Origin of the sequence: Streptomyces sp. NBC_01013 (assembly GCF_045162765.1) — a bacterium.
Classification (GTDB): domain Bacteria; phylum Actinomycetota; class Actinomycetes; order Streptomycetales; family Streptomycetaceae; genus Streptomyces.
Genome location: NZ_CP108687.1, coordinates 8,113,019 through 8,134,343, shown reverse-complemented (window position 1 = coordinate 8,134,343; position 21,325 = coordinate 8,113,019). Strand labels below are relative to the sequence as shown.

At 68.9% G+C, this 21,325-nt stretch carries 23 protein-coding genes and 1 pseudogene; 10 read left to right on the top strand and 14 right to left on the bottom strand.

Annotated elements, in window-relative coordinates; translation table 11 throughout:
- The first annotated feature begins 127 nt into the window (after positions 1-127).
- Positions 128-1,000 carry an oxygenase MpaB family protein gene (locus OG538_RS35290; RefSeq protein WP_406099705.1) on the top strand — a complete coding sequence of 291 codons (873 nt, stop codon included), beginning with the start codon at positions 128-130 and terminating at the stop codon, positions 998-1,000.
- Positions 1,001-1,096: 96 nt separating this feature from the next.
- Here OG538_RS35290 and OG538_RS35285 read toward each other — a convergent pair whose 3' ends face one another.
- Positions 1,097-1,747 (bottom strand): type III effector protein, encoded by a 651-nt coding sequence (locus OG538_RS35285; RefSeq protein ID WP_406099704.1) that lies wholly within the window; start codon positions 1,745-1,747, stop codon positions 1,097-1,099.
- 125 nt (positions 1,748-1,872) lie between these two features.
- Here OG538_RS35285 and OG538_RS35280 point away from each other — a divergent pair, with 125 nt between their 5' ends.
- From OG538_RS35280 to OG538_RS35270, 3 genes are all read left to right on the top strand, one after another.
- A complete protein-coding gene (locus OG538_RS35280; protein WP_406099703.1) occupies positions 1,873-2,307 on the top strand; it encodes an Hsp20/alpha crystallin family protein in 435 nt (144 codons plus the stop codon).
- A 90-nt stretch (positions 2,308-2,397) separates the two neighbouring features.
- Positions 2,398-2,793, top strand: a complete 396-nt coding sequence (locus OG538_RS35275; protein ID WP_406099702.1) for a DUF2267 domain-containing protein — start codon at positions 2,398-2,400, stop codon at positions 2,791-2,793.
- A gap of 109 nt (positions 2,794-2,902) precedes the next feature.
- Complete coding sequence (locus OG538_RS35270) at positions 2,903-3,337, top strand: DUF2267 domain-containing protein (RefSeq protein WP_406099700.1); 435 nt, start codon at positions 2,903-2,905, stop codon at positions 3,335-3,337.
- A 432-nt stretch (positions 3,338-3,769) separates the two neighbouring features.
- Here the strand turns inward: OG538_RS35270 and OG538_RS35265 are convergent, their stop codons facing one another.
- Positions 3,770-4,453, bottom strand: coding sequence for a hypothetical protein (locus tag OG538_RS35265; RefSeq protein WP_406099699.1), 684 nt, complete (start codon positions 4,451-4,453; stop codon positions 3,770-3,772).
- Between the two features lie 1,620 nt (positions 4,454-6,073).
- On the opposite strand from OG538_RS35265, the gene OG538_RS35260 reads away from it, so the two are divergent.
- Together OG538_RS35260 and OG538_RS35255 are read left to right on the top strand one after the other, a co-directional pair.
- Positions 6,074-6,874, top strand: coding sequence for an alpha/beta fold hydrolase (locus OG538_RS35260; RefSeq protein ID WP_406099698.1), 801 nt, complete (start codon positions 6,074-6,076; stop codon positions 6,872-6,874).
- Positions 6,871-8,124, top strand: coding sequence for a PP2C family protein-serine/threonine phosphatase (locus tag OG538_RS35255; RefSeq protein ID WP_406099696.1), 1,254 nt, complete (start codon positions 6,871-6,873; stop codon positions 8,122-8,124). Before OG538_RS35260 ends, OG538_RS35255 begins: the two co-directional genes overlap by 4 nt.
- A gap of 266 nt (positions 8,125-8,390) precedes the next feature.
- Here OG538_RS35255 and OG538_RS35250 read toward each other — a convergent pair whose 3' ends face one another.
- The 5 genes from OG538_RS35250 to OG538_RS35230 all read right to left on the bottom strand — a co-directional run bounded on the left by OG538_RS35250 (position 8,391) and on the right by OG538_RS35230 (position 12,684).
- Positions 8,391-8,792, bottom strand: a complete 402-nt coding sequence (locus OG538_RS35250) for a response regulator transcription factor (RefSeq protein ID WP_406099694.1) — start codon at positions 8,790-8,792, stop codon at positions 8,391-8,393.
- Positions 8,789-9,895 carry a PAS domain-containing protein gene (locus tag OG538_RS35245; protein ID WP_406099693.1) on the bottom strand — a complete coding sequence of 369 codons (1,107 nt, stop codon included), beginning with the start codon at positions 9,893-9,895 and terminating at the stop codon, positions 8,789-8,791. The genes OG538_RS35250 and OG538_RS35245 overlap by 4 nt, the downstream gene beginning before the upstream one ends.
- Positions 9,892-10,548 (bottom strand): response regulator, encoded by a 657-nt coding sequence (locus tag OG538_RS35240; RefSeq protein WP_406099692.1) that lies wholly within the window; start codon positions 10,546-10,548, stop codon positions 9,892-9,894. The genes OG538_RS35245 and OG538_RS35240 overlap by 4 nt, the downstream gene beginning before the upstream one ends.
- A 32-nt stretch (positions 10,549-10,580) precedes the next feature.
- Positions 10,581-10,970: an STAS domain-containing protein gene (locus OG538_RS35235; protein WP_406099691.1), complete on the bottom strand. Its 390-nt coding sequence runs from the start codon at positions 10,968-10,970 to the stop codon at positions 10,581-10,583.
- 460 nt (positions 10,971-11,430) lie between these two features.
- Positions 11,431-12,684 carry a cation:proton antiporter gene (locus tag OG538_RS35230; RefSeq protein ID WP_406099690.1) on the bottom strand — a complete coding sequence of 418 codons (1,254 nt, stop codon included), beginning with the start codon at positions 12,682-12,684 and terminating at the stop codon, positions 11,431-11,433.
- A gap of 232 nt (positions 12,685-12,916) precedes the next feature.
- On the opposite strand from OG538_RS35230, the gene OG538_RS35225 reads away from it, so the two are divergent.
- From OG538_RS35225 to OG538_RS35215, 3 genes and pseudogenes are all read left to right on the top strand, one after another.
- Positions 12,917-13,291 (top strand): VOC family protein, encoded by a 375-nt coding sequence (locus OG538_RS35225; protein ID WP_406099689.1) that lies wholly within the window; start codon positions 12,917-12,919, stop codon positions 13,289-13,291.
- 547 nt (positions 13,292-13,838) lie between these two features.
- On the top strand, positions 13,839-13,967 hold the full coding sequence (locus tag OG538_RS35220; protein ID WP_406099688.1) for an LPFR motif small protein: 129 nt from the start codon (positions 13,839-13,841) through the stop codon (positions 13,965-13,967).
- A gap of 226 nt (positions 13,968-14,193) precedes the next feature.
- Positions 14,194-14,547 (top strand): annotated as a pseudogene (locus OG538_RS35215) (amino acid permease); the annotation flags it as partial.
- 640 nt (positions 14,548-15,187) lie between these two features.
- Here the strand turns inward: OG538_RS35215 and OG538_RS35210 are convergent.
- The 3 genes from OG538_RS35210 to OG538_RS35200 form a co-directional block, all read right to left on the bottom strand.
- Positions 15,188-15,454 carry a DUF4235 domain-containing protein gene (locus tag OG538_RS35210; RefSeq protein ID WP_406099687.1) on the bottom strand — a complete coding sequence of 89 codons (267 nt, stop codon included), beginning with the start codon at positions 15,452-15,454 and terminating at the stop codon, positions 15,188-15,190.
- Positions 15,451-15,918, bottom strand: a complete 468-nt coding sequence (locus OG538_RS35205) for a DUF3618 domain-containing protein (protein ID WP_406099686.1) — start codon at positions 15,916-15,918, stop codon at positions 15,451-15,453. Before OG538_RS35205 ends, OG538_RS35210 begins: the two co-directional genes overlap by 4 nt.
- Before the next feature lie 434 nt (positions 15,919-16,352).
- A complete protein-coding gene (locus OG538_RS35200; RefSeq protein WP_406099685.1) occupies positions 16,353-16,826 on the bottom strand; it encodes a hemerythrin domain-containing protein in 474 nt (157 codons plus the stop codon).
- Between the two features lie 310 nt (positions 16,827-17,136).
- Between OG538_RS35200 and OG538_RS35195 the strand changes: the two genes are divergently transcribed.
- Positions 17,137-17,394, top strand: a complete 258-nt coding sequence (locus OG538_RS35195; RefSeq protein WP_406099684.1) for a hypothetical protein — start codon at positions 17,137-17,139, stop codon at positions 17,392-17,394.
- A 284-nt stretch (positions 17,395-17,678) separates the two neighbouring features.
- On the opposite strand, the gene OG538_RS35190 is transcribed toward OG538_RS35195, so the two are convergent.
- From OG538_RS35190 to OG538_RS35175, 4 genes are all read right to left on the bottom strand, one after another.
- Positions 17,679-18,647: a Rieske 2Fe-2S domain-containing protein gene (locus OG538_RS35190; protein WP_406099683.1), complete on the bottom strand. Its 969-nt coding sequence runs from the start codon at positions 18,645-18,647 to the stop codon at positions 17,679-17,681.
- Between the two features lie 411 nt (positions 18,648-19,058).
- Positions 19,059-19,493 carry an SRPBCC family protein gene (locus OG538_RS35185; RefSeq protein WP_406099682.1) on the bottom strand — a complete coding sequence of 145 codons (435 nt, stop codon included), beginning with the start codon at positions 19,491-19,493 and terminating at the stop codon, positions 19,059-19,061.
- Positions 19,494-19,627: 134 nt separating this feature from the next.
- On the bottom strand, positions 19,628-20,008 hold the full coding sequence (locus tag OG538_RS35180) for a VOC family protein (RefSeq protein WP_406099681.1): 381 nt from the start codon (positions 20,006-20,008) through the stop codon (positions 19,628-19,630).
- A 373-nt stretch (positions 20,009-20,381) separates the two neighbouring features.
- The gene (locus tag OG538_RS35175) at positions 20,382-21,209 is read right to left on the bottom strand and encodes a class I SAM-dependent methyltransferase (protein ID WP_406099680.1); all 828 of its coding nucleotides are present in this window, start codon (positions 21,207-21,209) and stop codon (positions 20,382-20,384) included.
- Between the last annotated feature and the right edge of the window lie 116 nt (positions 21,210-21,325).

The window sequence follows — 21,325 nt, the reverse complement described above, 5'->3', positions numbered from 1 at the left end:
TCACGCCCCGCATTCATCCGGGTGTTCCGCGCAGCCGCTGTGGCCCCACTGCGGTCCGGCACCAGTCCGCCGCGCGGCCGCTACGGACTGGCACCAGTCCCCAGCACTGTGAGCGCATACTGGCCTTATGGACTCGTCCGCGCATGCCGCACCCGGCTTGCGGGAGCGGCTGGGCAGCGCGATCTTTGCCCAGGTCGCCGGGCCGGCAGGGCCGAAGAACCGTGCCCGTATCCACGAAACGCCCGGCCCGCGCTGGTTCGGTCCGGACCGGCCAATCCGCTCTGTCCACGGGGATGCGTCCATGTTTATCGGTGGACTGCGGGCGCTTCTGCTCCAGTCCTTGCACCCGTTGGCCATGGCCGCCGTGGAGGCTCATTCCGGTTACCGCGGCGACCCCTGGGGACGGCTCCAGCGCACCAGTACGTTCCTTGCCGTAACCACGTACGGGACAGCGGACGACGCGCAGCGGGCGGTCGACCACGTCCGCGCCGTGCACAGCCGGGTCCGGGGAACGACTTCGCGCGGGGAGTCCTACTACGCCGCTGATCCGCACCTTCTCGGCTGGGTGCACGTGGCCGAGGTCGAGAGTTTCCTGCTTGCCCACCAGCGGTTCGGGGTCGAACCGCTCGACGCGGCTGGGTGCGACGGCTACATCACCGACGCGGCGCGGGTGGCGGAAGCGCTCGGCGTCATCGATCCTCCGCGTAATCGCAGAGAACTCGCCGCCCGCCTCGGGGAGTACCGGGGTGAACTGCGCCCGACCAGCGAAGCACGCGAGGCAGCACGCTTCATTCTGCTGCACCCTCCACTGCCCTGGGTTGCCCGTGCCCCTTATGCGGTTCTCGCGGCGAACTCCGTCGCCGCCCTCCCCCGGTGGGCCCGTACAGCACTCGAACTTCCCCGGCTGCCCGGGGTCGCCGAAGCCTGTGTGGCGCCGACCGGACGAGCTCTGACCGCCGCGATTCGCTGGGCGATGGTTCCGCCACGCCCAGCGATGTGATCTTCCCTGTCCGTTCGACATCCGAGGCCGGGGCCACGAGCACGGACGGCCGGGCCACGTGGTCCTCGGTCACATCACAGGACGTGCACGGGGTGTTCAGTGCGGGTCGCTGTGGGTCTGGCGAAGCTGATCCGTGCTGTCCGTGATGGCGTCGATGCGGGCTGCGAACTCGGGGTGGCCGGCCTTGAGATGGGTGCGGGTGTCGGAGAGCGGGCCGATGAGGCCGGCCGCGTCGTCGTCGGCAAGGGCTTCGGCAAGACGGGCCAGGGGGGCGCCGGCCCGGGCAGGGAGGTCGGTGAGTGAGGTGATCTGGCCGGCGAGCCGGCGCAGGTCCGCGGCGTTGGTCCGGGCCCAGGCAGTAACGGTGCGGTCGGCGGCACGGCGGCTGCGGGTCGCTTGCACCCGTTGTTCCCCGGTGGCTCCGGGAGCCCCCGGACGCACGCGCAGGTAGCGCCTCTCCGCGGCTTGGCGGCTGGCGACGCCCAAGGGGTGGGCCAGGTCTGCCCAGCTGGATCCTGCCTCCCGGGCTGCCTCGATCAGACCGGGTTCCCATTCTGCGAGCTGATCGCGCAGTTCCCGCAGGAGGAGCAGCGCGGCCAGGGCTTGCTCAGCACTGGCGTGCCCCTCAGGGGAACGCGTCCCCGTACCGGTGGCCCGGGCGGTGCGAACGGCCTCGTTGATCGTGTCCAGCGCTGCCGCGGCGGCGAAGAAGGGCGTGGCATCACGGGGCTCGGGGGTAGCAGTCATGAAGATCCTTTCCGGCGTCACCCTTTGGATGACTTCCAGGTTGTCATCGTTTGGATGACATGCTACAACGGGATCAGACGAAGCGCATTGGCAGTTTCTGCCAGACCTGTGGAGGTGTTTTCGCGATGTTGATGCGCACTGACCCGTTCCGCGAACTCGACCGGCTCGCTCAGCAGCTGACCGGCGCGACCGGCACTTGGTCGAGGCCCTCGGCCATGCCGATGGATGCCTATCGCGAGGGCGAGGAGTACGTGATCGCCTTCGACCTGCCGGGGGTCGACAAGGACGCGCTCGATATTGACGTCGAACGCAACATGCTCACCGTCAAGGCCGAACGCCGCCCGGTCACGAAGGCGGACGACGTGCAGATGGAGCTTTCCGAGCGGCCCCTCGGCGTCTTCTCCCGCCAGCTGGTGCTGGCCGACACCCTGGACACCGAGCGCATCACGGCGGACTACGAGGCCGGGGTGCTGACGTTGCGCATCCCGATCGCCGAGCGTGCCAAGCCCCGCAAGATCGCGATCGGCACGAACTCCGATCACAAGCAGATCAGCGGCTGACGACTCACGCCGCCGAGGCCGAAGGCGCAGGGCGGGGCAGCGGTCTCCCTGCTCCCCCGCCCTGCTACCACACCATGCAGAAGGGCAGTGGTGACCGTGCGATGGGAAGCATTCCTCGATCACGTACGGGAACGCGGCGAGTACGCCACGGCTCAGGAAGCCGAACGGGCTGCGCGTACGGTCGTGGCATTGCTGGGTGCGCACCTGGTGGGTGAGGTCCGGGCCGAGCTGGCCGCCCGGCTCCCTGAGACCTTCGCCCTGATCCTGCTCAACCCGTTGCAGGCCACGGAGCCGCTTCCTCCGGAGCGGTTTCTGCGGGCGACCGCGGCATGGATCGAGGGAGCCACCGAACAGACCGCGGCCTGGGACGTCAGCGCCGTACTGAGCGTGACCGCCGATGCGGCAGGCGAGGAACTCACCCGCCGCATCCTGCTTCAACTACCCCCGGGGTACGACCTTCTCTTCGGCTGCCCCCAGCACACCTGAGCTCTCATGTGACGTGCCCTCACAGAATCAGTGAGCCGGTCGGAGCTGCCCCGGCCGGCCTGACCCGCGGGCGAATACGCCCTCGAACGAGAAAGGCGACAACTCCGCAATGCTTTCGCTGCGTGAACCGACCACTCTGCAAGCGAGCATGACGTTTCACCAGATGACGGAATGGATCCGCTACGAGGGCGCGTATCCCACCCGGGAACGGGCCGAGGAGGTGACGCGTGCCGTGCTGGCAGCCCTGGGCCGTCAGCTCACCGGCGACGAACGTGTCGACCTCGCCGCTCGTCTCCCCGCCGAGGCAGCCCTCGACTTCACCAGCCAGATTCCCGACCCGCAGCCCCTCACGGGTTGGGGCTTCGTCAAGGATTTGGCCACACGCACAGGCGGCACGCCTGCCACCACGCGCTGGGACACCGGAGCCGTCCTCACCGTCGTGGCGCACCTCGCGGACTCCGACCTCCTGGACCGCATTCTCGGCCAGCTCCCGCCCGGATATGCCCTGCTGTTCGGCCGCGCCGAACTCACCCGGGCCGCGTAGCCGATTCCGGGCGGGGAGGCGTGGGGCCTGCGGCGGGAGTTGAGCAGTGGTCGGGATGGTAGGCGCTCGGGCGTGACAACACCGGGGCCCTACCCGCGCGCCCGCGTGGAGGATCCCCGGTGCATGGGCATCAGGGCACCGAAGGAACCGGTCCCGGGCGGGGGCGTCGGCATCGCCGGATGTCCACACGCCCCCGGCCCGCGGGCGGCGCAGCCTCGCTGCCACCGCATCCGCATCCGCATCGTGCTCGGGAGCCGGGCGGTGCCGCTGCGCCTCTGCCCAGCCGAGTGTCCGGCGAGAGCGGCGGACAGCCTGAAGTCCGACGCCACGTCCCGCCGCCGCTCGTGCCTCCGCGTGACCTTCACCGAGTCGGCCGTTCGTGCCTACCTCCAGCCGTTCCGCACATCCCCGACAGCACCGGCGGCCCATCCATCATCCCCACGAACCGTCGCCGGTTGGATCTTGACCCACCCCGGCGCCCTGCCGGTCAGCGAGCGCCTGAAGCTCAAATCCGTCCTCGTCGGCTGAGTTCTCAGCCTCTGCGCGCAGGTCGTGAATGGGGAAGGTCACCGGCGAGGGCTGCGCATCGCACTCCTGGCCGTGCAGTTCCTCTGCGAGCAATGACCAGGCGATCGCCTCATCGGGGCCGCAGTACGAAGGGTCCAGGTGGAAGGTGGTCCGTGTACCGGAGAGCTTGGGCGTGGCGAACTCTTCCCAGGAACCCGTCGGTGTCGCCCCTGCCAGTTCCTGGCGGTAGCCCCGACCGTCGAGCCAGACCTCAACAACCGTACGGACACTCAGGACGGCGGCCGCTGCCGGCGCCCATCTCTCCTTGCCGAGGAGGGAGCCGAAGAATCCAGGAAGAGGCCTCCCCTGTTCGTCAGCAGCACGGCGCTGATCATCCTCCACGGTGAAGTTCAGGTCCGATTCGATCTCCACGCTGATCCGGCCGTGCGTGCCGTCGCGGTGGTGCAGCGCATCCCACACCGCCTGCTGAAGAACCTCTGTCGGAAGCTCAGGGCTGCCCCTGCTGACCCGGAAATAAATCGCCGGACGCGTCCGAACGTGCTCTTCGAAGGCTATTACCTGGATCTGATCAGCTGTGTATCGCTCCACAGACCCGATCCTGACACCCACTACCGACAATCCATGCGCGCCTACCGCAGGCGGAGCCGTGACCCAGCGTCACCGGTCGCAGAAGTTGGACCAGAAACCCGACTCGCGCTCTGGCTCAACTGCAGTGGCTGCAACTCGCCCGCAGTCGTACACGCATGGGGGGGGTGATCCCGCTGTCCTCTGGTTACCCGCGTCCGACGACGCCGACCTCGCGATCGAGAGGCCGGCATCACAGAACGCAAGCCGGAACCAAGGATCGACAGCACCCCAATGAGGGCGGCCCGGGGCGGGCAACTAGTCCTGGCGTACGTTCGCACCTATGACGCGCACCCTGATATCCCGGCTGGCGGCCCGGTGAGTGGCTGGTGGCCCTACCTTGAGGAACGGACCTGCCGAGAAGTCGATGCCGACGTCCTGTGCGACCGCCGGCTGTCGGCGGTCAGGACCGTCTGGGAGGCGCTGCGCCCGCTGGGGGTTGGCCTGCACGAAGCCGAGCGGGTGGTCCACGCGCGATACGAGGCTCTGGGCGACCGTGTGCGGCGCACGCCGCCTGATCCGCTGGACCTCCCCTCGCTCGCAGCCCGTGCCGCGGCTCTCCCGGGCCGTGTGGCGGCGGTGGAGGCGCTCTGGGACGGCGATACAGTGCACAACTGGTTCGTACTCCTGGTCGCGGTGCTGGACGCCCCGGATGGAGAGGGCCACCTGGCGACTGTCTACCACCGATCCGACGGCCCTCCTCCTGGTGTTGCCGCCGCTGAGGCCGGTCGGACGCTGGCCGTCCACCTTCGCGTGCCCTTCCACTTCGCGTCTCCGGACGCACCTGATGACGACTCCCCGCGTTGGAGGACGACCAAACGTTTGACGGAAGGGCCATGACCGGAGGGGCAGGGCGCGGCGGCCCCGAGGAGGCCGGATGACATGGTGCCTGGCGTTTTCGGAATCTGGCTCAACTGCCGTGGTTGCACCTCGCCCGCAGTCGTACGCGCGTGGGGGTGATCCCGCTGACCCTCTGGTTTCCCACGTCCGGCGAACCGACCTAAAGGCTGTCCCGCTCCCTGCGGCGTCGGTCGGGGGTCGAAAGCCCACTCCCCCGCGATGACGCCCACGCGTGCCGCCCGGTGCAGGTCCGTTGGCCTGGGCCTCCTCCGTGTGCTCCAGAGGCGCGCCGGCACACGCGTCGAGCATCAGGACGGAATCCTCCGGCGCGACCGTGCTCTCGGGGAGGAACAGCCGCACCCTCTCCGAACGCCGTGGGCTGCACGTATCGGTGACGTAGTAGCCGGCAAGCGTCCCCGCGCGGGGGAGAGCCGACCGCCCACTGCCGCGCTGTCGCTGTCGCTGTCGCCGTCGCCGTCGCCGTCGAGGAGCGTCTTCGCGTCGGTGTGGGCGCTGCTCCGTGCGTACTTCCCGTGCCACTGCCGTTCACCGGGCGCATGACCGTGGACGCCGTGCGTCCAGGGGTCGCCGCCACGCCGGGTGTGCCCGTTGACCTGGCCTGCTGCGGGAATACGGAGCTCTGATCATGCATGGAGCAGACGGGCTCCGGTTCCGGCCGTGCTGGGGAGTCGCCCTTCTCCGGCTGCGCAGGCCGTCCCGCGCGGGGGGTGTCACGATGTTCCTATGGACGTCCGGACAAGAAACCGCATATCGGTGACGGGCCGGGATGGCGGACCGGTGGTGATGCTGGCCCATGGTTTCGGCTGCGATCAGAACCTGTGGCGTCTCGTCGCGCCCACGCTGGAGGAGCATTTTCGGGTGGTCCTCTTCGACCACGTGGGGTCGGGACTCTCCGACCTGTCCGCCTGGGACGCTGAGCGGTACTCCTCCCTGGATGGCTATGCGCAGGACGTCATCGAGATATGCAGGGAGCTCGACCTCGGGCCGGTGGTCTTCGTCGGGCATTCGGTCAGCGCCATGATCGGTGTCCTTGCCGCCGTGCGGGAACCCCGGCTTTTCGACAAGCTGATCCTTCTCGCCCCCTCACCGTCGTACATCGATGACGGCGACTACCGCGGCGGATTCAGCGAGCAGGACATCGACGAACTGCTGGAGTCCCTGGAAAGCAACTACCTCGGCTGGTCCGCGACGATGGCACCGGTGATCATGGGAAACCCGGAGCGCCCCGAGCTGGGTGAGGAGCTGACCAACAGCTTCTGCCGTACGAATCCTGAGATGGCCCGGGTCTTCGCGCGGGCCACCTTCCTCTCCGACAACCGCGCGGATCTCCCCAAGGTGACCGTAGCGACGCTCATCGCCGAGAGTGCACACGACACGATCGCCCCGCGTGAGGTGGGTGCCTTCGTCCAGGCACAGATTCCCGGCAGTCGGCTGGTCACCCTGAACTCGACGGGTCACTGCCCCCAGCTGAGCGCCCCCGAGGAGACGGCTGAGGCGATCATCGCCTTCGTGCAGGGGTCGTGACGGTGTACCCGGACGGCGAGGAGGCCAGCGAGTGGTGGGCGGCGGGTGACCGCGACCAGGAACAGCTGTCGTTCTCCGCTCTGCTGGAGGACAGCACGGAGGACCTGTACGAGAACGCCCCGTGCGGCTACCTCTCGACACTGATGGACGGGCGGATAGCCAAGGTCAACGGAACGCTGTTGAGATGGCTCGGCTACCGCCGGGAGGAACTGGTAGGCCACAAGAAGTTTCCCGACCTGTTGACCGTCGGCGGGAGGCTTTATCACGAGACACATTTCTCACCCCTGCTGCGCATGCAGGGCGAGGTCAGCGGCATTGCCCTGGAGCTCAAGGCCGCCGATGGCAGCCGGCTGCCCGTCCTGGTCACCTCCGTCGTCAAGCAGGACCGCGACGGCGATCCGTTGCTGATCCGCACCACCCTCCTGGACGCCCGGGACAGACGCACCTACGAGCGTGAACTCCTCCGTGCGCGGCAGGAGGCCGACCGCGACCGCGAACGCCTGCAGCGCCTCGCCACGACCCTGCAACGCACCCTGATCCCGCCGACGCTCGAACCGGTGCCGGGCCTTGATGTCGCCGCGCACTACCACTTCGCATCTCCCGACGAGGTCGGCGGGGACTTCTACGATCTCTTTCCGCTGGCCCACGGTCGCTGGGGCTTCTTCATGGGGGACGTACGCGGCAAGGGCGCCGACGCGGCCGTGGTGACGTCGTTGGCGCGGTACACCCTGCGAGCCGCAGCGGTGTCCGATCCAGTACCGGCTACGGTGCTCGCCAACCTCAACACCGCTCTCGACCACCAGGCACAGGACGACGAACCACGGTTCTGCACGGTGATCTTCGGCCTTCTGACACCCGCAGAGAACGCCACGGGGTTCCACATCGTCCTGGCCGGCGGCGGGCACCCTCCTGCCCTGTTGCTGCGTGCCGACGGCAGTGCCGACTACCGGCCCACGCCGGGCGGACAGCTGGTCGGAGTGGTTCCGGACGCGCAGTTCACCACGGTCACCGTGGATCTGGGCCCCGGTGACGCCCTGCTGCTCTACACCGACGGTCTGACCGAGGCGCGTACGTCGCCCACGGGTGAACGCTATGGCGACGAAGCCCTCCTGGACTTCGCCCGGACTCTCGCTCCCGCCTCGGCCACACGTGTCGTCGGGGCCCTCACCGCGCTCCTGGACTCGTTCGGCGAGGGGCTCGACGACGACACCGCGCTCCTGGCGATGAGCGTGCCTCCGGCCGGCGGATGAGCGGGCAACTCCTGAGGGGGGCGAGGAGCCCGGTCACCTGGGCGGGCGGGCGATCCTAATCCGCCGCGAGGACGCATGCTGCTCGATCCGTAGAAGGTGTACGGACCGGCTGGGACGGCCCAGCCCTTCACAGGCACTGCGCGTCGGCCGCCTTCTGCTCGTGGGGCCAGGGATGGACGCCCCGGACGTCACCGTGCGGCTGAGCCGCCGGTCTCCGCAATGACGGCTGTGGCTGCCGGGACGGGAACCGAAGGGTCCCCGCGGCTTCACCGAGGTTCTGCCGCCCGGCGCAGGGCTGCGACGAGTTCGCGGTTGCTCGCGCCCTTGAGTACGTACTCGCAAACGCCGGCACTCATCATCTGCTCGACGGAACCCTTGTCGTCGTACGCGGAGAACGCCACGATCCTGCTGGCCGGTGAACACCGTGCGATGTCCCTGGCAACGGAGGGGCCTCCGCCGGGGAAGCGGACGTCCAGGATGACGAGGTCCGGCCGGTGACGGTTCGCGAGCAGGAGTGCCTGTCGGTCGTTACGCGCGGCGCCCACGACTTCCAGATCGGGCTGCACCTGAATGACCTCGCTCAGGGTCTCCAGCAGCATCACGTTGTCGTCACAGAGGATCACGCTGAACGGTGAGCCCGGGAAGCCGTCCGGTGCTGCCGCGGTCACAGCGCATCGTCCGTCGGCGCCGCGTCCGGGACCGGAAGTGGATTGGGCACCCAGAACTCGACTGTCGTACCTGTTCCGGGTCGGCTGTGCATGGACCACCAGCCTCCTGCCGTCTCGGCTCTCTCCCGCATCTCGATGACACCGAAATGTTCGCGGGTGCCGTCCTCGGCCATGGGGGCGCCGGTTCCGTCGTCCCTCACCCGCGTCAGGACTCCCCTGTCGGCCGACTCGACGCGGACGTCCACCCTGCTCGCGCGTGCGTGCTTGTGCACGTTCAGCAATGTCTCCTGAACGATGCGGAAGATGGTGATGGCCGTCTCGGGCGGCGGTTCCTGGTCGAGCTGGTGCTCGAACGAGTAGGGCATCCCCCAAGAGGAACCCACTACGTCACCCAAGTGGCTGGCGAGTCCCTCGATCAGGCCGTGGCGGTCGATCCCGGGCGGATGCAGCCGGAAGGTCAGACTGCGGAGGCGACCGATCGCTTCGCGCACCGACGTGTCGAGACGCTGCAGTTCCGCGGAGTACGGCTCCGGCACTCTGTCCGCGAGCAATTCCAGCCGCATCCCGACAGCGACCATCGCCTGGATGGAGTCGTCGTGGACGTCCCACGCGATACGGCGCCGTTCCGTCTCCTGCGCCTGGACCAGGTGATCGAACAACCGCCGCCGCTCGGTGAGGGCATGCTGTGCTGCCCGCCGTTCCGACATGTCGCGGGTGACCTTGCCGAATCCCTGCAGCACGCCCTCTTCGTCCCACAGGGCGGTGATGACCACGTTCGCCCAGAACCGGGAGCCGTCCTTGCGGACACGCCAGCCCTCGTCCTCGAGCCTGCCCTCGGCCACGGCGGTCTCCAGCTCCCACGCCGGCTTGCCCGAGGACTGGTCCTCAGGTGGGTAGAAGACCGAGAAGTGCTGTCCGACGATGTCCTCTGCCCTGTACCCCTTGATCCGCTCCGCCCCGGCGTTCCAGCTGATGATGTAGCCCTGCGGGTTGAGCATGAAGATGCCGTAGTCCAGCACCCCTTGAACCAGCAGGGTGAAGGCCGCATCCGACAACGGAGCCGGCGGCTTTCTCGCCCCCGTCTGCTGTGGCTGCTCCGTCATCGGAGGAGCCCTTCACGTCGCGCGATCGCCACGGCTTCCAGCTGGGAACGCGCTCCCAGCTTTTCCAGCACCCGTTGGACATGGTTGCGCCCCGTGTTGAGAGCCACCCCCAGCTGCTCGCTGAGCTCCGCGGTGCTGTGCCCCTCCCCCAGCAGAAGAAGGGCTTCACGTTCCCGCGGCGTGAGGTTCGTACCGAGCCCCGGCACCCGGCCCGTCAGCTGTTCCAGTACGTCGCCCAAGAGGTCCTGGCCAAACACCACCTCACCCGCTGCCACCCGCCGGACGCCTTCCTCCAATTCGCTCAGACCGCGCGCCTTGAGGATGAGGCCTGCCCCGCCCGCCTCCGCGACGCGCGCGGCTACCGAGGCGCTGCCCTCGGCGGCCAGGACCAGGACGCGGGCGCCCGGCACGAGTGCCAGCAGATCGGCGATGGCGGTGACTCCGTCACCGTCGGGCAGGCGCCGGTCCATCAGTACGACGTCCGGCTCGTATCGCTGCGCGTCGGCCAGCGCCGACGCCACCGACGCCGCACGCGCCACGATCCGCAGATCGGGCGAGCGCTCCAGGGCGAGGCATATCGCCTCGGCGACCATGTCGTGGTCCTCGACCAGCAGGATCCTGACCGGTCGGCAGTGCGTGAAGGGTGAAGGCATCGGTGCATCCTTGCAAGGGGCGGATCGCATGATCATGCCAGTTTCCGAAGTCGTGCATCCGCGGTGGCCACCGTTTCGGCGTGACGGTGAGTTGCGGCCGTTCCCGACGCGCATCGAGTCGATTCCGGGTTCGCGTTCCTCTCGGTGAGGATGCCCTCGGCCCCGATGAGGCGGAGCAGACGCGCCAGCTGGGTTCCCACTCCTTCCACGACCAGATCCACGCCTGCCCGAAGAACGGCCGTTCGCGCCCTGAGCAAGGCGCTCAGGCCGGCACAGTCGCAGAAGGAGACGCCGGTCAGATCGAGGCAGAGAATCGTCGCCTTCTTCGCCAGGCAAGCACTCACCGCCTCCTGGACGGCTGGCCCCGAGTCCAGGTCGAGTTCACCGACGAGAATCACTCGGGCGACGCCCGAACGAACCACGACACGCGACGTGAACGAGTAAGCAGTCACAGCGCCCCGCACCTCTCCGTGCTCACGTGCGCCACATACCCGCACAGCGTGATCCCTCGCACTCTGCCTGCCCAGAGGCCCCCTGTCGTCAGCTCCCGCATCACTACCCCATAGTGAGAGGACATCAGTAAGTGTCTAGTGAATCTGCACTAGACGCGGAAGTCAACACGTGCCGGCAGAGGTGGGCAGGACGGAAAGGGTGACCAAGGAAGAGCAGCCCAGGCCTTCCGCTGGTGACACCCATCCAGCCTGTGGGGATCAGTGCCCGTGTTCCCCTTGCGGATGTTCCCGCCGCCGTCAGCTCTACACTCGCGACCCAGCGCGGCCCGGGACATGTTCGGTGCCCTCCACGGACTGCACCAGGTGCGGGCCGGGGCGGGCCCCTGCCTCCGCCGGTCCGCCGGGATGGCCGGACGAAAGGGCTGAGGGCTTAGGAGCTTCGGGAACGCCGCTGGTCCAGGCGCCTGATCACGGGCGTGGCGGTCGCGCCGTGGAGCAGCACCGAGGCGAGGATCGTGAACGCCGCGATCGCCCACAGCTCGTCGGCGTACCGGGCGAAGGGCCCCTCCCCGAGCGCGTACGCGAGATAGAAGAGCGATCCGATCCCACGGATGCCGTACAGGGCCGTGACCGCACGCTCGCGCCGCGCGGATGGTAGCCCCAATTGGGCGGCCACGCCGGCAAGCGGACGGATCACGACAAGGAGAGCGATCCCCAGGAGCGCGCCGTGCGGACCGAGGACCGAGAAGCCGTCGGCGACCAGGTAGCCGCCGAGGAGGAAGAGCAGCAGAGCCGTCAACAGACGCTCGATCTGTTCGCTGAAGCCGTGCAGCACTTGGTGGTACCCGTGGTTGCGCTCGGCGGCCCGGATGGTGCAGGCCGTGACGAACACAGCGAGGAACCCGTATCCGTGGACCAGCTCGGCGATCCCGTAGGCGGTGAAAGTGGCGCCGAGCGCGGTGAAACCTTCCATCTGTTGCGAGAGGGGCACGTGGCGGGCACGGAAGAACAGCCGGCCGAGGAGGCGGCCGACGGCCACTCCCGCGATCAGGCCGACGGCCGCCCGCAGCAGTACGTCTGCCAGCAGCCAGTGGCCGATCCAGTCCGTGGACCAGCCGTCCCCGGCCGCGGTTGCCAGTGCGACGGCGGCGAGGACGAACGGCAGGGCCAGCCCGTCGTTGAGACCCGCCTCGGACGTCAGCGTGAAACGCACCTCCTCCTCGTCCTCCTCGTCCTCACCACTAGTGGGCTCCCCGACCCGCACTTCCGCGGCCAGCACGGGATCGGTCGGCGCCAGCGCCGCCGCCAGCAGCAGGGCCACCGCCGGAGGCCAGCCCATCAGCCACCAGCCCAGTACCCCCATGGCGGCGATGGTGAGCGGAAGGGCAAGCCCCAGAAAGCGCCAGGCCCCTGCCCAGGCACGCCATCCGAAGGGCCTGTCGATCGCCAGTCCCGCGCCCATCAGCGACACGATCACGCAGACCTCCGTCACGTGCTCGACCCAGACCCGATCACGTACGGGGTCCACGACGGGCACGTCGAGCGGCAGGAGGGCGATCGCCGCACCCGCGACGAGGAACACCATGGGCAGTGAGAAGGGACGCCGCCGGACCACCGGGGGAAGGACGGCAGCCATGAGTATGCCGATGCCTGCTGCCATGTATATGCCGTGCGCCAGTGTCATCCGGGTCCAGGTCTTCGTCGGTTCGGGCCGCAAGCAGACGAACGGGACAAGCGCACCGACTGTCGGCGAGGCGGGAGGAACACCCGGTTACCCCGCTGCTAGGCGCCCACGCCCGCTCCCCATGACTCGACCACCCCCGCATCACCCGGCTGCCGGAGCCCTGCCGGGCACCCGACTCCCCGCAGGGCTGCGAGGGATGCATGGGAGCGGGGCGTGGGGGCAAGGTGGGGGCATGACGACGACGCTGGGTGCCATCGTTCTAGGTACGCCCGATCCGCCCGTCCTGGCCGACTTCTATCGCGCTCTGCTGGGATGGGAGGAGGCGGAGCGGGAGCCCGAGTGGGTCCGGCTGCGCGCTCCCGGACAGGAGCGTCCCAGCCTCAGCTTCCAGATGGAGGCGCACCATACGCCCCCGGTGTGGCCGCCACGAGCGGGCACCCAGCAGATGCAGGCACATCTGGACCTGCAGGTCGATGACCTGGAAGCGGAGACCGCGCGGGCCTGCGCCCTGGGCGCGACGCTGGAGGAGCACCAGCCCCAGGAGGACGTGAGTGTCCTCCGTGATCCTCACGGTCACCCGTTCTGCCTCTTCCTCCCGGGCGCCTGAGGGCGGGGCTCACCGGGTCGGCCCGGTGCCCCGCGACCAGGAACCGTTCCATCATCGCGGGGGCTGTCCGCGGGGTGGGAGCCAAGGACGACGTCCTCGCCGAGCCCGGCCGTCGGCAGCGATCCGGGCGGCATCTCGCAGCCCTTCCGCCTGTGACCCATCGCCCGAAGCGAGGCGCTGGGTGCCGACGTCAAGCACGCATGAAGAGTGCGCCCTTCAGTGAAGTCGGACTTCCGGCGCAGGCATTCTCCGGGTTCTTCCGCATTCCAGGTTCTCCCACTGTCCAGCTGTCACCCGACTTCTTTGCGACGCAGCGCATTTCGCGACACCACGTGACGTGCAAGCCCACTCCACAGGAGCCTCACCGCCGACCTGTATCCCTGGAAGTCCGCGGAGACCCGGGGATTTGCGGCAGAACGCGGAGCGGCACAGCGATTTCTCGGAATGTCGCCCGTTTCCACCGCCCCCGGCCGGGTATCCGCTGAATAACAGTCCACAGAAGCAAGCACCATTTTCGAAGGTTGCGCAAAACTCCGGAGGTTCCACCGTGCTGAAGGCCATTGCAGATGTTCTCGCGTCCATCGGAAGCGCCATAGCTACGGTCGTCACGCTTCCGTTCCGTGCTCTCGCCAAACTCTTCGGCGGCGCATCCAACAGTGCCCACGGCCACCACTGATCAGCGAGGGCGGCCTGTCACCCACTCCTCGGCCGTCCCTGAGCCGGGCCGGATCTGTGCGGCGTCCGCCCTGCCGGCTCGGCTCAGCGTGCCATTCGGAGCAGCCGCCGTCTACGAGGAGCCGTCCGGGGTACCTGGGCCTCTGTGAACTCACCTCGAGTCTCAAGTCACGACAGAAAACCCAAGCCCGCAGACAACCTCCCTCAAAAAGGCCCTGACCGCGCCACTGCTGTACTTCTTCATTCTTGGAGACGCGCTGGGAGCGGGCGTCTCCGTCCTAGTTGGGCAGGTCGCCGCAAAATCAGGGGGCGCTGTCTGGGTGCCGTTGCCGGCGGCCTTGTGTCTGGCTCTGCTGACAGCCGCCTCGTACGCCGAGTTGGCCACGAAATACCCGCGGGCCGGCGGTGCCTAGCACTATGCGCACCTGACTTACGGCCCGTTCACCGGTTTCCTCACCGGGTACTGCATGCTGACCGCCGGCATCGTCTCGGTCGCGGCTTTGGCGCGTGGTTTCGCAGGCGATTATCTGGCCGAGTTCGTCACGCTCCCCGTCGCACTGGTCGCGTTCGTCTTCCTCGCTCGTGGTGTTCCTCATCGTCAACACCGCGATCCTCGTGCTGCGCCGCAACAGCACCACACGCGACCATTTCCGGGCGCCCACGGCACTTCCCGTACTCGGGGCAGGCTCCTGCGTCCTGGTCGCCACCCAGGTAGAAGGTGAGGTCTGGCTACGAGGGCTGATCGTGCTCGCCGTCGGCGTGGTACTCGGCACTGTCGCAGCGGTCCGCAGTCGCCGTGATCCCGACGTGGCAGACGGCGACGGGGGTCAAAGTCGTCAAGCTCTCCGTCCACACGAACAGGCGGATGGCTCGGAAGGCCCGTGCGTTCACGCATCCTGGCGGCTGACCGCTGTGGACCCGAGGGTGCCGGGCCGATCAGGAGCGCAGTCCACCTCGTGAGGCCGCGCATTCGTTGACGCGTCCAGCTGCCGGGGGAAACGAGCACGGGCCCAGCGTGAAAGGCGGTGGCGGCTCACGAGGGTCGCCGGCAGGGGTCTCGCGTCGTCGGTGATCGACCAGCGGACACGCAAGAAGTGCAAGCAACTGCACTTCAGGGTCAAGGAGATCCCTGGCCCCTCGGTTCCGTCGTCCGTGGTGACGCCCGCGGGGCGGGCCGTGCCGGCGACATACGCCCTCGCCCCCGGACGGCCTCGTGGCTCATCAGCCCGGCCAGCTGCCCGTCAGACGTCGAGTGGCCACGGCGCCCGAGCGCGCGACTGCGGCCTTGGCGACAGCGAAGATCATGCCCTGGAGGGCAGCGGCGATCAGGACCTGTTCCCAGGACCGGTCCTCGTCCGTGGCATCCGGGGCGTCCTCCTCACCTGCGATGGCCTTCCACGCCTGTTTGAAAGCAGCCCCAGCGATCAAACCGCCGGCAGTGCCCATAGCCAGCCCGAGCGGCTTGTAGGAGATTCGAGGCGTCTTCATGAGCGGCTCCCCCGGCTGCGGCGCGTCAGCAGGAAGGCGGCGAGCAGCACACCACCTGCGATGATCGGCGCGCGGTTGGCTCGTGCGGCGGTCGCAGCACGGTCGGCGCTCCTGAGTAGCGGATCGGGAGCCTTGGCCGCCGCGTACTGACCTGACCGGGCTGTGCTTTCACGCACCTGTGCCACGACCTGCGCGGTCTTCTGCAGGACGGGATCGGGCGTCTTGTCCTTCATCAGTTGTGCGGCCCGCCGGGCCGTCTCCCGGATCTGGCCGGATGCCATGGCGGCGCTCTCAGCGGCCTGTGCCCTCACAGCAGTCGTCTTTTCCTTCGCCTGCGCCTTGATGTCGGCCTTGCCGGCCAGCGCCTCGACGGTATGCCCGAGCTCATCGCGCGTGCGCTCGGCCTTTGTGCGCAACTCGTCGGGGGTGGGGCTGCCGCTGTTGGTTCGGGATGTGTCATTCATCGGTGTGGTTTCTCCTTGATCTCGGCCAGATCAGCCTTGCCGCTGTCGATGGTCCGCTCGGGGCGGCGCCGGCCTCGGCGATCCGGCTCTTCCCGGACAGGGCGAGCGCGGCGGCCACTGCCCGCCAGAACCGCCGTGACGACGAGGACCTGTCCCGCACCGGAAGTGATGCAGTGCGGCTATGCCGGTCGCTGCCGGAGCCGGGCCTGCCACGATGCGGATGGGGCCCGAGGCGCCGAAGAGGCCGCTCCCTTCCCGAAGCGTTTGCCCTGCTGGGTGTGCTCCACACGGGCCAGTTGCCTCTCGACGCGGACCAGCTCCGAGGCCCGCGATGCCGGTTTCGCGTTCACCGAGGCGTCGGTGCCGTAGGTCTGCCGATCGGCTTCAGCGGTCCTGCGGGCGGCGTTCACTGAGCCCGTCTCGCTCGTCCCTGGCTACTGGCCGGCGCTGGGGACGGCGAGGGGCTCACCCGGGGCCTGCTTCTTCGCCTTTTCCATCTGCTCGCCGAGTTCGGTGAGCCGGTTGCGGCCCATGGCCTTGCGCACGTCGGGGAACCACTCCTTCTCCTCCTCCTCGACGTGGTGGCGCACGTTCTCCATGAGGACGGTCATCTTGGCGTCGAACCGTTCGTCGGCCGGGTCGAGATCCTTGAGCTCGGAGAGCATCCACAGCACGACGTGGTGCTCTTCGACACTCTCAAGAACGTCGTCCTTGGTGTCGGGGGCTGCTTCGCGGACCGCCGGATAGAAGATCTTCTCCTCGATCCACGTGTGGGTGGTGAGTTCGTCGATCACCCGGTCCGCGATCTTCCGCTTCTCCGCGTGGGCGTTGTCACCGGCCTTCTCGAATTGCTTGAACAGCTTCTCCACCGTCTTGTGGTCTTCCTTGAGCAGAACGATCCCGTCCATCAGGTTCCCCTTGTCTCGCGTGTGGGGCGACGCGGTCGGCCACCCGTGTCGCCGCCTACCCGGTGCGGCACGACCTACCTCCGCCCGAGCGTGGTTCGGCTTTCACGAGCGACCCTTGTACGCCGACCGCAGAATAGGAATGGAGAGCGCCCGGGGCCCCAGCTGCGGTTCCGGCCCCCCGCTCCATGCCCCGTACCCGGGACAGCGCACCGCAGGGCGCCCGTGAGTCCCGTCGGGCGCAGCGGGTACGCGAGGGGCGAGACCAGCCCGCCACACACCGGGGTGGGCGCGCACCGACGGGAGCAGGAACATGACCGACCGCAGACGCCAGGGAACCGCCTACACCGGGGCGGAGGGCAGCCCGCCGCCGACACCCGCCGATATGCCCGACCAGCAGGTCCAGGACGGCGAGGACGCCCTCGACGTACTCCCCCCGCCGGGTTCCGAACACGCAGCCGAGTCGGAGACCGCCAAGCCCGACCCCGATGAAGCCGGCGCGGGCCGCAGCACCGCCCGCAACGCCGGCGTCCACCCGGAACACCCCACCCCGGATGAGTCGACAGGGTGACGGGCAGCCCACGACGCGAGGCCCGGTCCACACGGGCGGGGCCTCGCGGGGAGCGTGCCCGTGGGCGCCCCGGCCGAGGCGGGTCTCACATCAAGGGCTGTCCCGCAGCCCTGAGGAAGACCACCGTGTCGAAGGACTTCCGCGGATGGTGACCGCCGTGGCCCGGACTCCGGGGATCCGCCCGAACCCGGCGCAGCCCCCAGCAGCCTTCGGGCGATCCTCTCGGTCCGCGCCAGGACGATGCCCTCGGGACCGGGCTCAGCAGGGCCGAACGCTTTCCTCGTCTACCGTTCGGTCCCGACGTCGTCGGACTTCGAAGCCTGGGTCTCGTGCAGATGGCCGAGGCGTCCCTCCACCCGGCCGTCGGTGACGCGGGTGACGAAGAAGGGCTGGGCAGCCGTGGCCGGGCCAGTGACATTCCATCCGTCGGAGAGACGGAAGGCACTGCCGTGCCAGGGACAGCGGAGACAGCCGTCGACGAGTTCCCCCTCGGACAGCGGGCCACCCATGTGGCTGCACCGGTCGGCCAGCACATGGACGGCGCCGGCCGCCTCGCGTACCACCACGACCGGCTCGTCGCCCACGTGGGCGCGGACGGGCTCGCCCACCGGAAAGTCCGACAGATTGCCGATGCGGTGCCAGCCCGGTCCGACGACGTCGGGAAAGTGTTCAGCGTGATTGGCTCCCGATGCCTGGCGGAAGGCCATATGGCCGCCCACGGCGCCGCCGACGCTCACCGCGGTGAGCCCGGCCAGGCCCCACAGCCGGCCTCGTCCGAAGTGGCCGCGGGTTCGGGCGGCAAACGAAACGGCGTAGAGCGCCACACCTGCCGCGTTGCTGGCCGCGTGGACCAGACCGACGCGCATCTGCGGGCGGCGTAGCTCCGCCCAGTCGGTCCAGCCGGCCACCGCCGCGGGGAGCGCGGCCACCAGCCCCACCCCGACCAAGGTGCGCGCTGCCCGCTGCTTGCCGGGCAGACAGTCCAGCACCGCGGCGGACATCCAGCTGCCGAGGGGCAACTGCACCATCAGGGGATGCACGGGATGGCCCAGCCACCGGCCGTGCAGCACGTCCCTCCCGGGTCCCATGGGCACGGCCCGGACCGTGCGCCGCAAGGCATCGGCCAGGCGGTCGGCGCGCTCGGAACGCTCAACACGGTCCATCGCGATCAAGACGTGGCCCGGGCCCGCATCGGACGGCAGGACCGTACGGAGCGTACACATCAGGCGTTCCCACGCCCCAGTGGTATTCATGCAACGCGTGTATCCCGTCGGAGCCGCTGGGAAACGGGCCGGTCAGGTGCTGCCGCGGCCGGCTACTGCCCCGCAGCCCCTGCGCCTCCCCGGCTTCCCGCGCCTCGGCCGCCCCCGCCGAGCAGGCGATCCTCACCCGTTCGACGGTAGACAGTCGGCCGGAGCGGGTGCGTCGGGGACCGTCGTCGGCGATGCAGCCCCGCCTGCCCCGGGCTCGCCGACCCCCGAGCGGCCGTTCGGGCGCGCTACAGCTGTACCCGCACGCCGGTCCGGACACGTACCTGCCGCGCGATGGCGCGTCCTTGGTACATGGGAAGAATCCGAGCGAGCGGTCACGCCCCGGTGAAGGAGCGTTGAGGAAGAATCGGGGCAGGCCGGGCCGGGGCAGGCAGGCATGCATGAGTGCGACGGTCAGCTCACGTCGCCCGTGGCGGTCCGCTCAGCGAGCTTCTGGAACTCACCGAGGTCGTAGTTGGCCAGAACGGAGTCGAGATTGGTGAGGGCTCCCAGGTGCTCCACGAATCCCTGGGGGTCGTACTCGATCTGCAGGGTCAAGCGGCTCGACTCCTCGTCCAGTCGATGGAAGGTGACGACGCCGGCGTGATGGACGCCCTCCGTCGTCTTCCAGGCGATCCGGTCTTCCGCTATGACCTCGGTGAGCTCGGCCACGAAGCTCTTGTCGACCCCCGGCAGGGCGAGCTGCCAGGCGAACCGGCGTTCGTCCAGCGGATCGACGCGCTGGACATGGCTCAGGAACCTGGGCCACTGCGCCACATCACTCCACAGTGCCCAGCTGACGGCCACCGGGGCCTTCATATCGACGGTCTCGACGATCGAAGAGGACATAAGGACTCCTTCGTATGTTCATGGGTTCATGGGTTCACGGGTTCGCTGCGCGCGTTCGCGGCCACGCCATGCGAGCTTCGGGGGACCTCGGAGGCTGTCCCGCACCGCGGGAGGATCGGGGCCCGTACCGCAGGTCAGCCAGGTGTGGCCAACGTGAAGGGGTGCCCAGCGGGGTCCGAGTAGAGCCGCGTGTCTCGGACTCCCCCGTTGTCCTTCGTGTCCAGGGGACGCGCGCCGAGACCGACGGCCTCGCGTTCCGCCTCGTCCATGTCCTCCCGTGCGACCAGAATGCGCAGATGAGCCTGCTGAGAATCATCGGGCCGCGGCCAACTGGGCGGCGCGTAGCCGTGGTCCTTGCGGATCGCGAGATGGACCCCTCTGTTGCCCACCACCTCGACGATATCGGCGTCGTGACCGACACGGACTTCCGCATCGAGCAACACGGCATAGAAGTCGGCCAGTTCCTTCGGCGCTGCGCAGTCCAGCACCAGCACGCTCGTCTTCGGCACCGCCATGGCCATCCTCCGGTCTCACGGGTATCCAGGCTCCGGACGTCGTTTCGACTACCCGCGCCCAGGAGCCGCACACCCGTGCTCCGGCGAACAGCCCCTCAGCGATCGGGCGGATGTCCTGACGAGCGGACCGCGCACGCATCCGACTCCTTCATCTGCGACATGCTGCCCCGTCGGTCACCCGCCGGCCGGTGCCGACGCGGCAGTGCACCGGGCCGCTACTCGACCGCGGTGCCCGCTGAGTCTGCGCCGTCGTCGGGCAGGCGCCTCAGCACCTGAGCCTGAGCCGCGGGGCAGAAACCTGAGCACCTGAGGCGGCGAATTGAACGGCACAACTGGGGCTCGCGGGACAGACAGCCCTTTGGTCGGCCGCTGCTCATCCCGCCCCCTCCTCCGGCTTGCGTCCCCAGACGGTGAGCATGCCGGCCGACAGCGCGGCGCATTCATCGGACCCCAGATACCGGACCGCCACATCGATGGCCGCATCGTCGACGAGCCCGGTGGCGACCATCGCCGCTCTGCTGCGCTCCCACGTCTTCGCCCAGAACCTGCTGAGGGCGCTGCCCGGCAGTAGCGGCGGCACATGAATCTCGGCGGCGACGGACTTGAGCCCCGCCCCGCGCAGCATCTGCGGGTACGACGGCACCCACGAGACATCGGTACCGATCGTGGTCCGCAGCCCCTGCCACATCGCCCGCATCGCGATGGTGTACGGCGTGCCGGGCGTCCGGTCACTCGTGAGGTCGACCGCGTCGCTGAGCACCAGCACACCGCCGGGGGCGACACGTTCGGCCAATGCCCTGATCAGACGGTTGTGCTCGGGCAGGTGCATCAGTACAAAGCGTGCGTGGACGAGCTGGAAGCGGCCGGAGACGAAGTCCGGGGCGGTGACATCGGCTTCCAGCACGTCGAGCCCCGGCACGGCCCGCTCCGCGAGAAACCGCACATCGCGGTCCACGGCGAGCACGCTCTCCACCCCGGCCTCGTCCAGCAGCCGACAGGAGACCGTGCCCGTTCCGGCCCCGACGTCGAGGCAGCGCCACCCAGGGCCCGCCCCGATTGCCCGCAGCCGTGCCATGGTGAAGTCGTCGTAGGCGAGGGCTCCGAAGTCGATGCGCTCGTCCTCCCCCGCCTGTTCGGGGCGGAAGAACGCTTCACCGTAACGGCCACCGCCGGGCGCTCCCCCGCGCGGGGCGGCGGTCACGCGTCCCCCGGGACGACACCGAGGGTGTCGTCCTTGCCGGGTCCCGGCACCCAGGTGGCGAAGGACTGGAACAGCGGGTCGATCAACGGTTTCATGACCGGGTCTCTCCTCACGAG

Coding starts and splice junctions, on each gene's coding strand:
- OG538_RS35195 (WP_406099684.1), top strand. CDS start 17,137: ATGACCGACCGCAGACGCCAGGGAACCGCCTACACCGGGGCGGAGGGC.
- OG538_RS35230 (WP_406099690.1), bottom strand. CDS start 12,684: ATGACACTGGCGCACGGCATATACATGGCAGCAGGCATCGGCATACTC.
- OG538_RS35200 (WP_406099685.1), bottom strand. CDS start 16,826: ATGGACGGGATCGTTCTGCTCAAGGAAGACCACAAGACGGTGGAGAAG.
- OG538_RS35190 (WP_406099683.1), bottom strand. CDS start 18,647: ATGAATACCACTGGGGCGTGGGAACGCCTGATGTGTACGCTCCGTACG.
- OG538_RS35280 (WP_406099703.1), top strand. CDS start 1,873: ATGTTGATGCGCACTGACCCGTTCCGCGAACTCGACCGGCTCGCTCAG.
- OG538_RS35260 (WP_406099698.1), top strand. CDS start 6,074: ATGGACGTCCGGACAAGAAACCGCATATCGGTGACGGGCCGGGATGGC.
- OG538_RS35180 (WP_406099681.1), bottom strand. CDS start 20,008: ATGGCGGTGCCGAAGACGAGCGTGCTGGTGCTGGACTGCGCAGCGCCG.
- OG538_RS35185 (WP_406099682.1), bottom strand. CDS start 19,493: ATGTCCTCTTCGATCGTCGAGACCGTCGATATGAAGGCCCCGGTGGCC.
- OG538_RS35245 (WP_406099693.1), bottom strand. CDS start 9,895: ATGACGGAGCAGCCACAGCAGACGGGGGCGAGAAAGCCGCCGGCTCCG.
- OG538_RS35285 (WP_406099704.1), bottom strand. CDS start 1,747: ATGACTGCTACCCCCGAGCCCCGTGATGCCACGCCCTTCTTCGCCGCC.
- OG538_RS35240 (WP_406099692.1), bottom strand. CDS start 10,548: ATGCCTTCACCCTTCACGCACTGCCGACCGGTCAGGATCCTGCTGGTC.
- OG538_RS35290 (WP_406099705.1), top strand. CDS start 128: ATGGACTCGTCCGCGCATGCCGCACCCGGCTTGCGGGAGCGGCTGGGC.
- OG538_RS35210 (WP_406099687.1), bottom strand. CDS start 15,454: ATGAAGACGCCTCGAATCTCCTACAAGCCGCTCGGGCTGGCTATGGGC.
- OG538_RS35205 (WP_406099686.1), bottom strand. CDS start 15,918: ATGAATGACACATCCCGAACCAACAGCGGCAGCCCCACCCCCGACGAG.
- OG538_RS35270 (WP_406099700.1), top strand. CDS start 2,903: ATGCTTTCGCTGCGTGAACCGACCACTCTGCAAGCGAGCATGACGTTT.
- OG538_RS35225 (WP_406099689.1), top strand. CDS start 12,917: ATGACGACGACGCTGGGTGCCATCGTTCTAGGTACGCCCGATCCGCCC.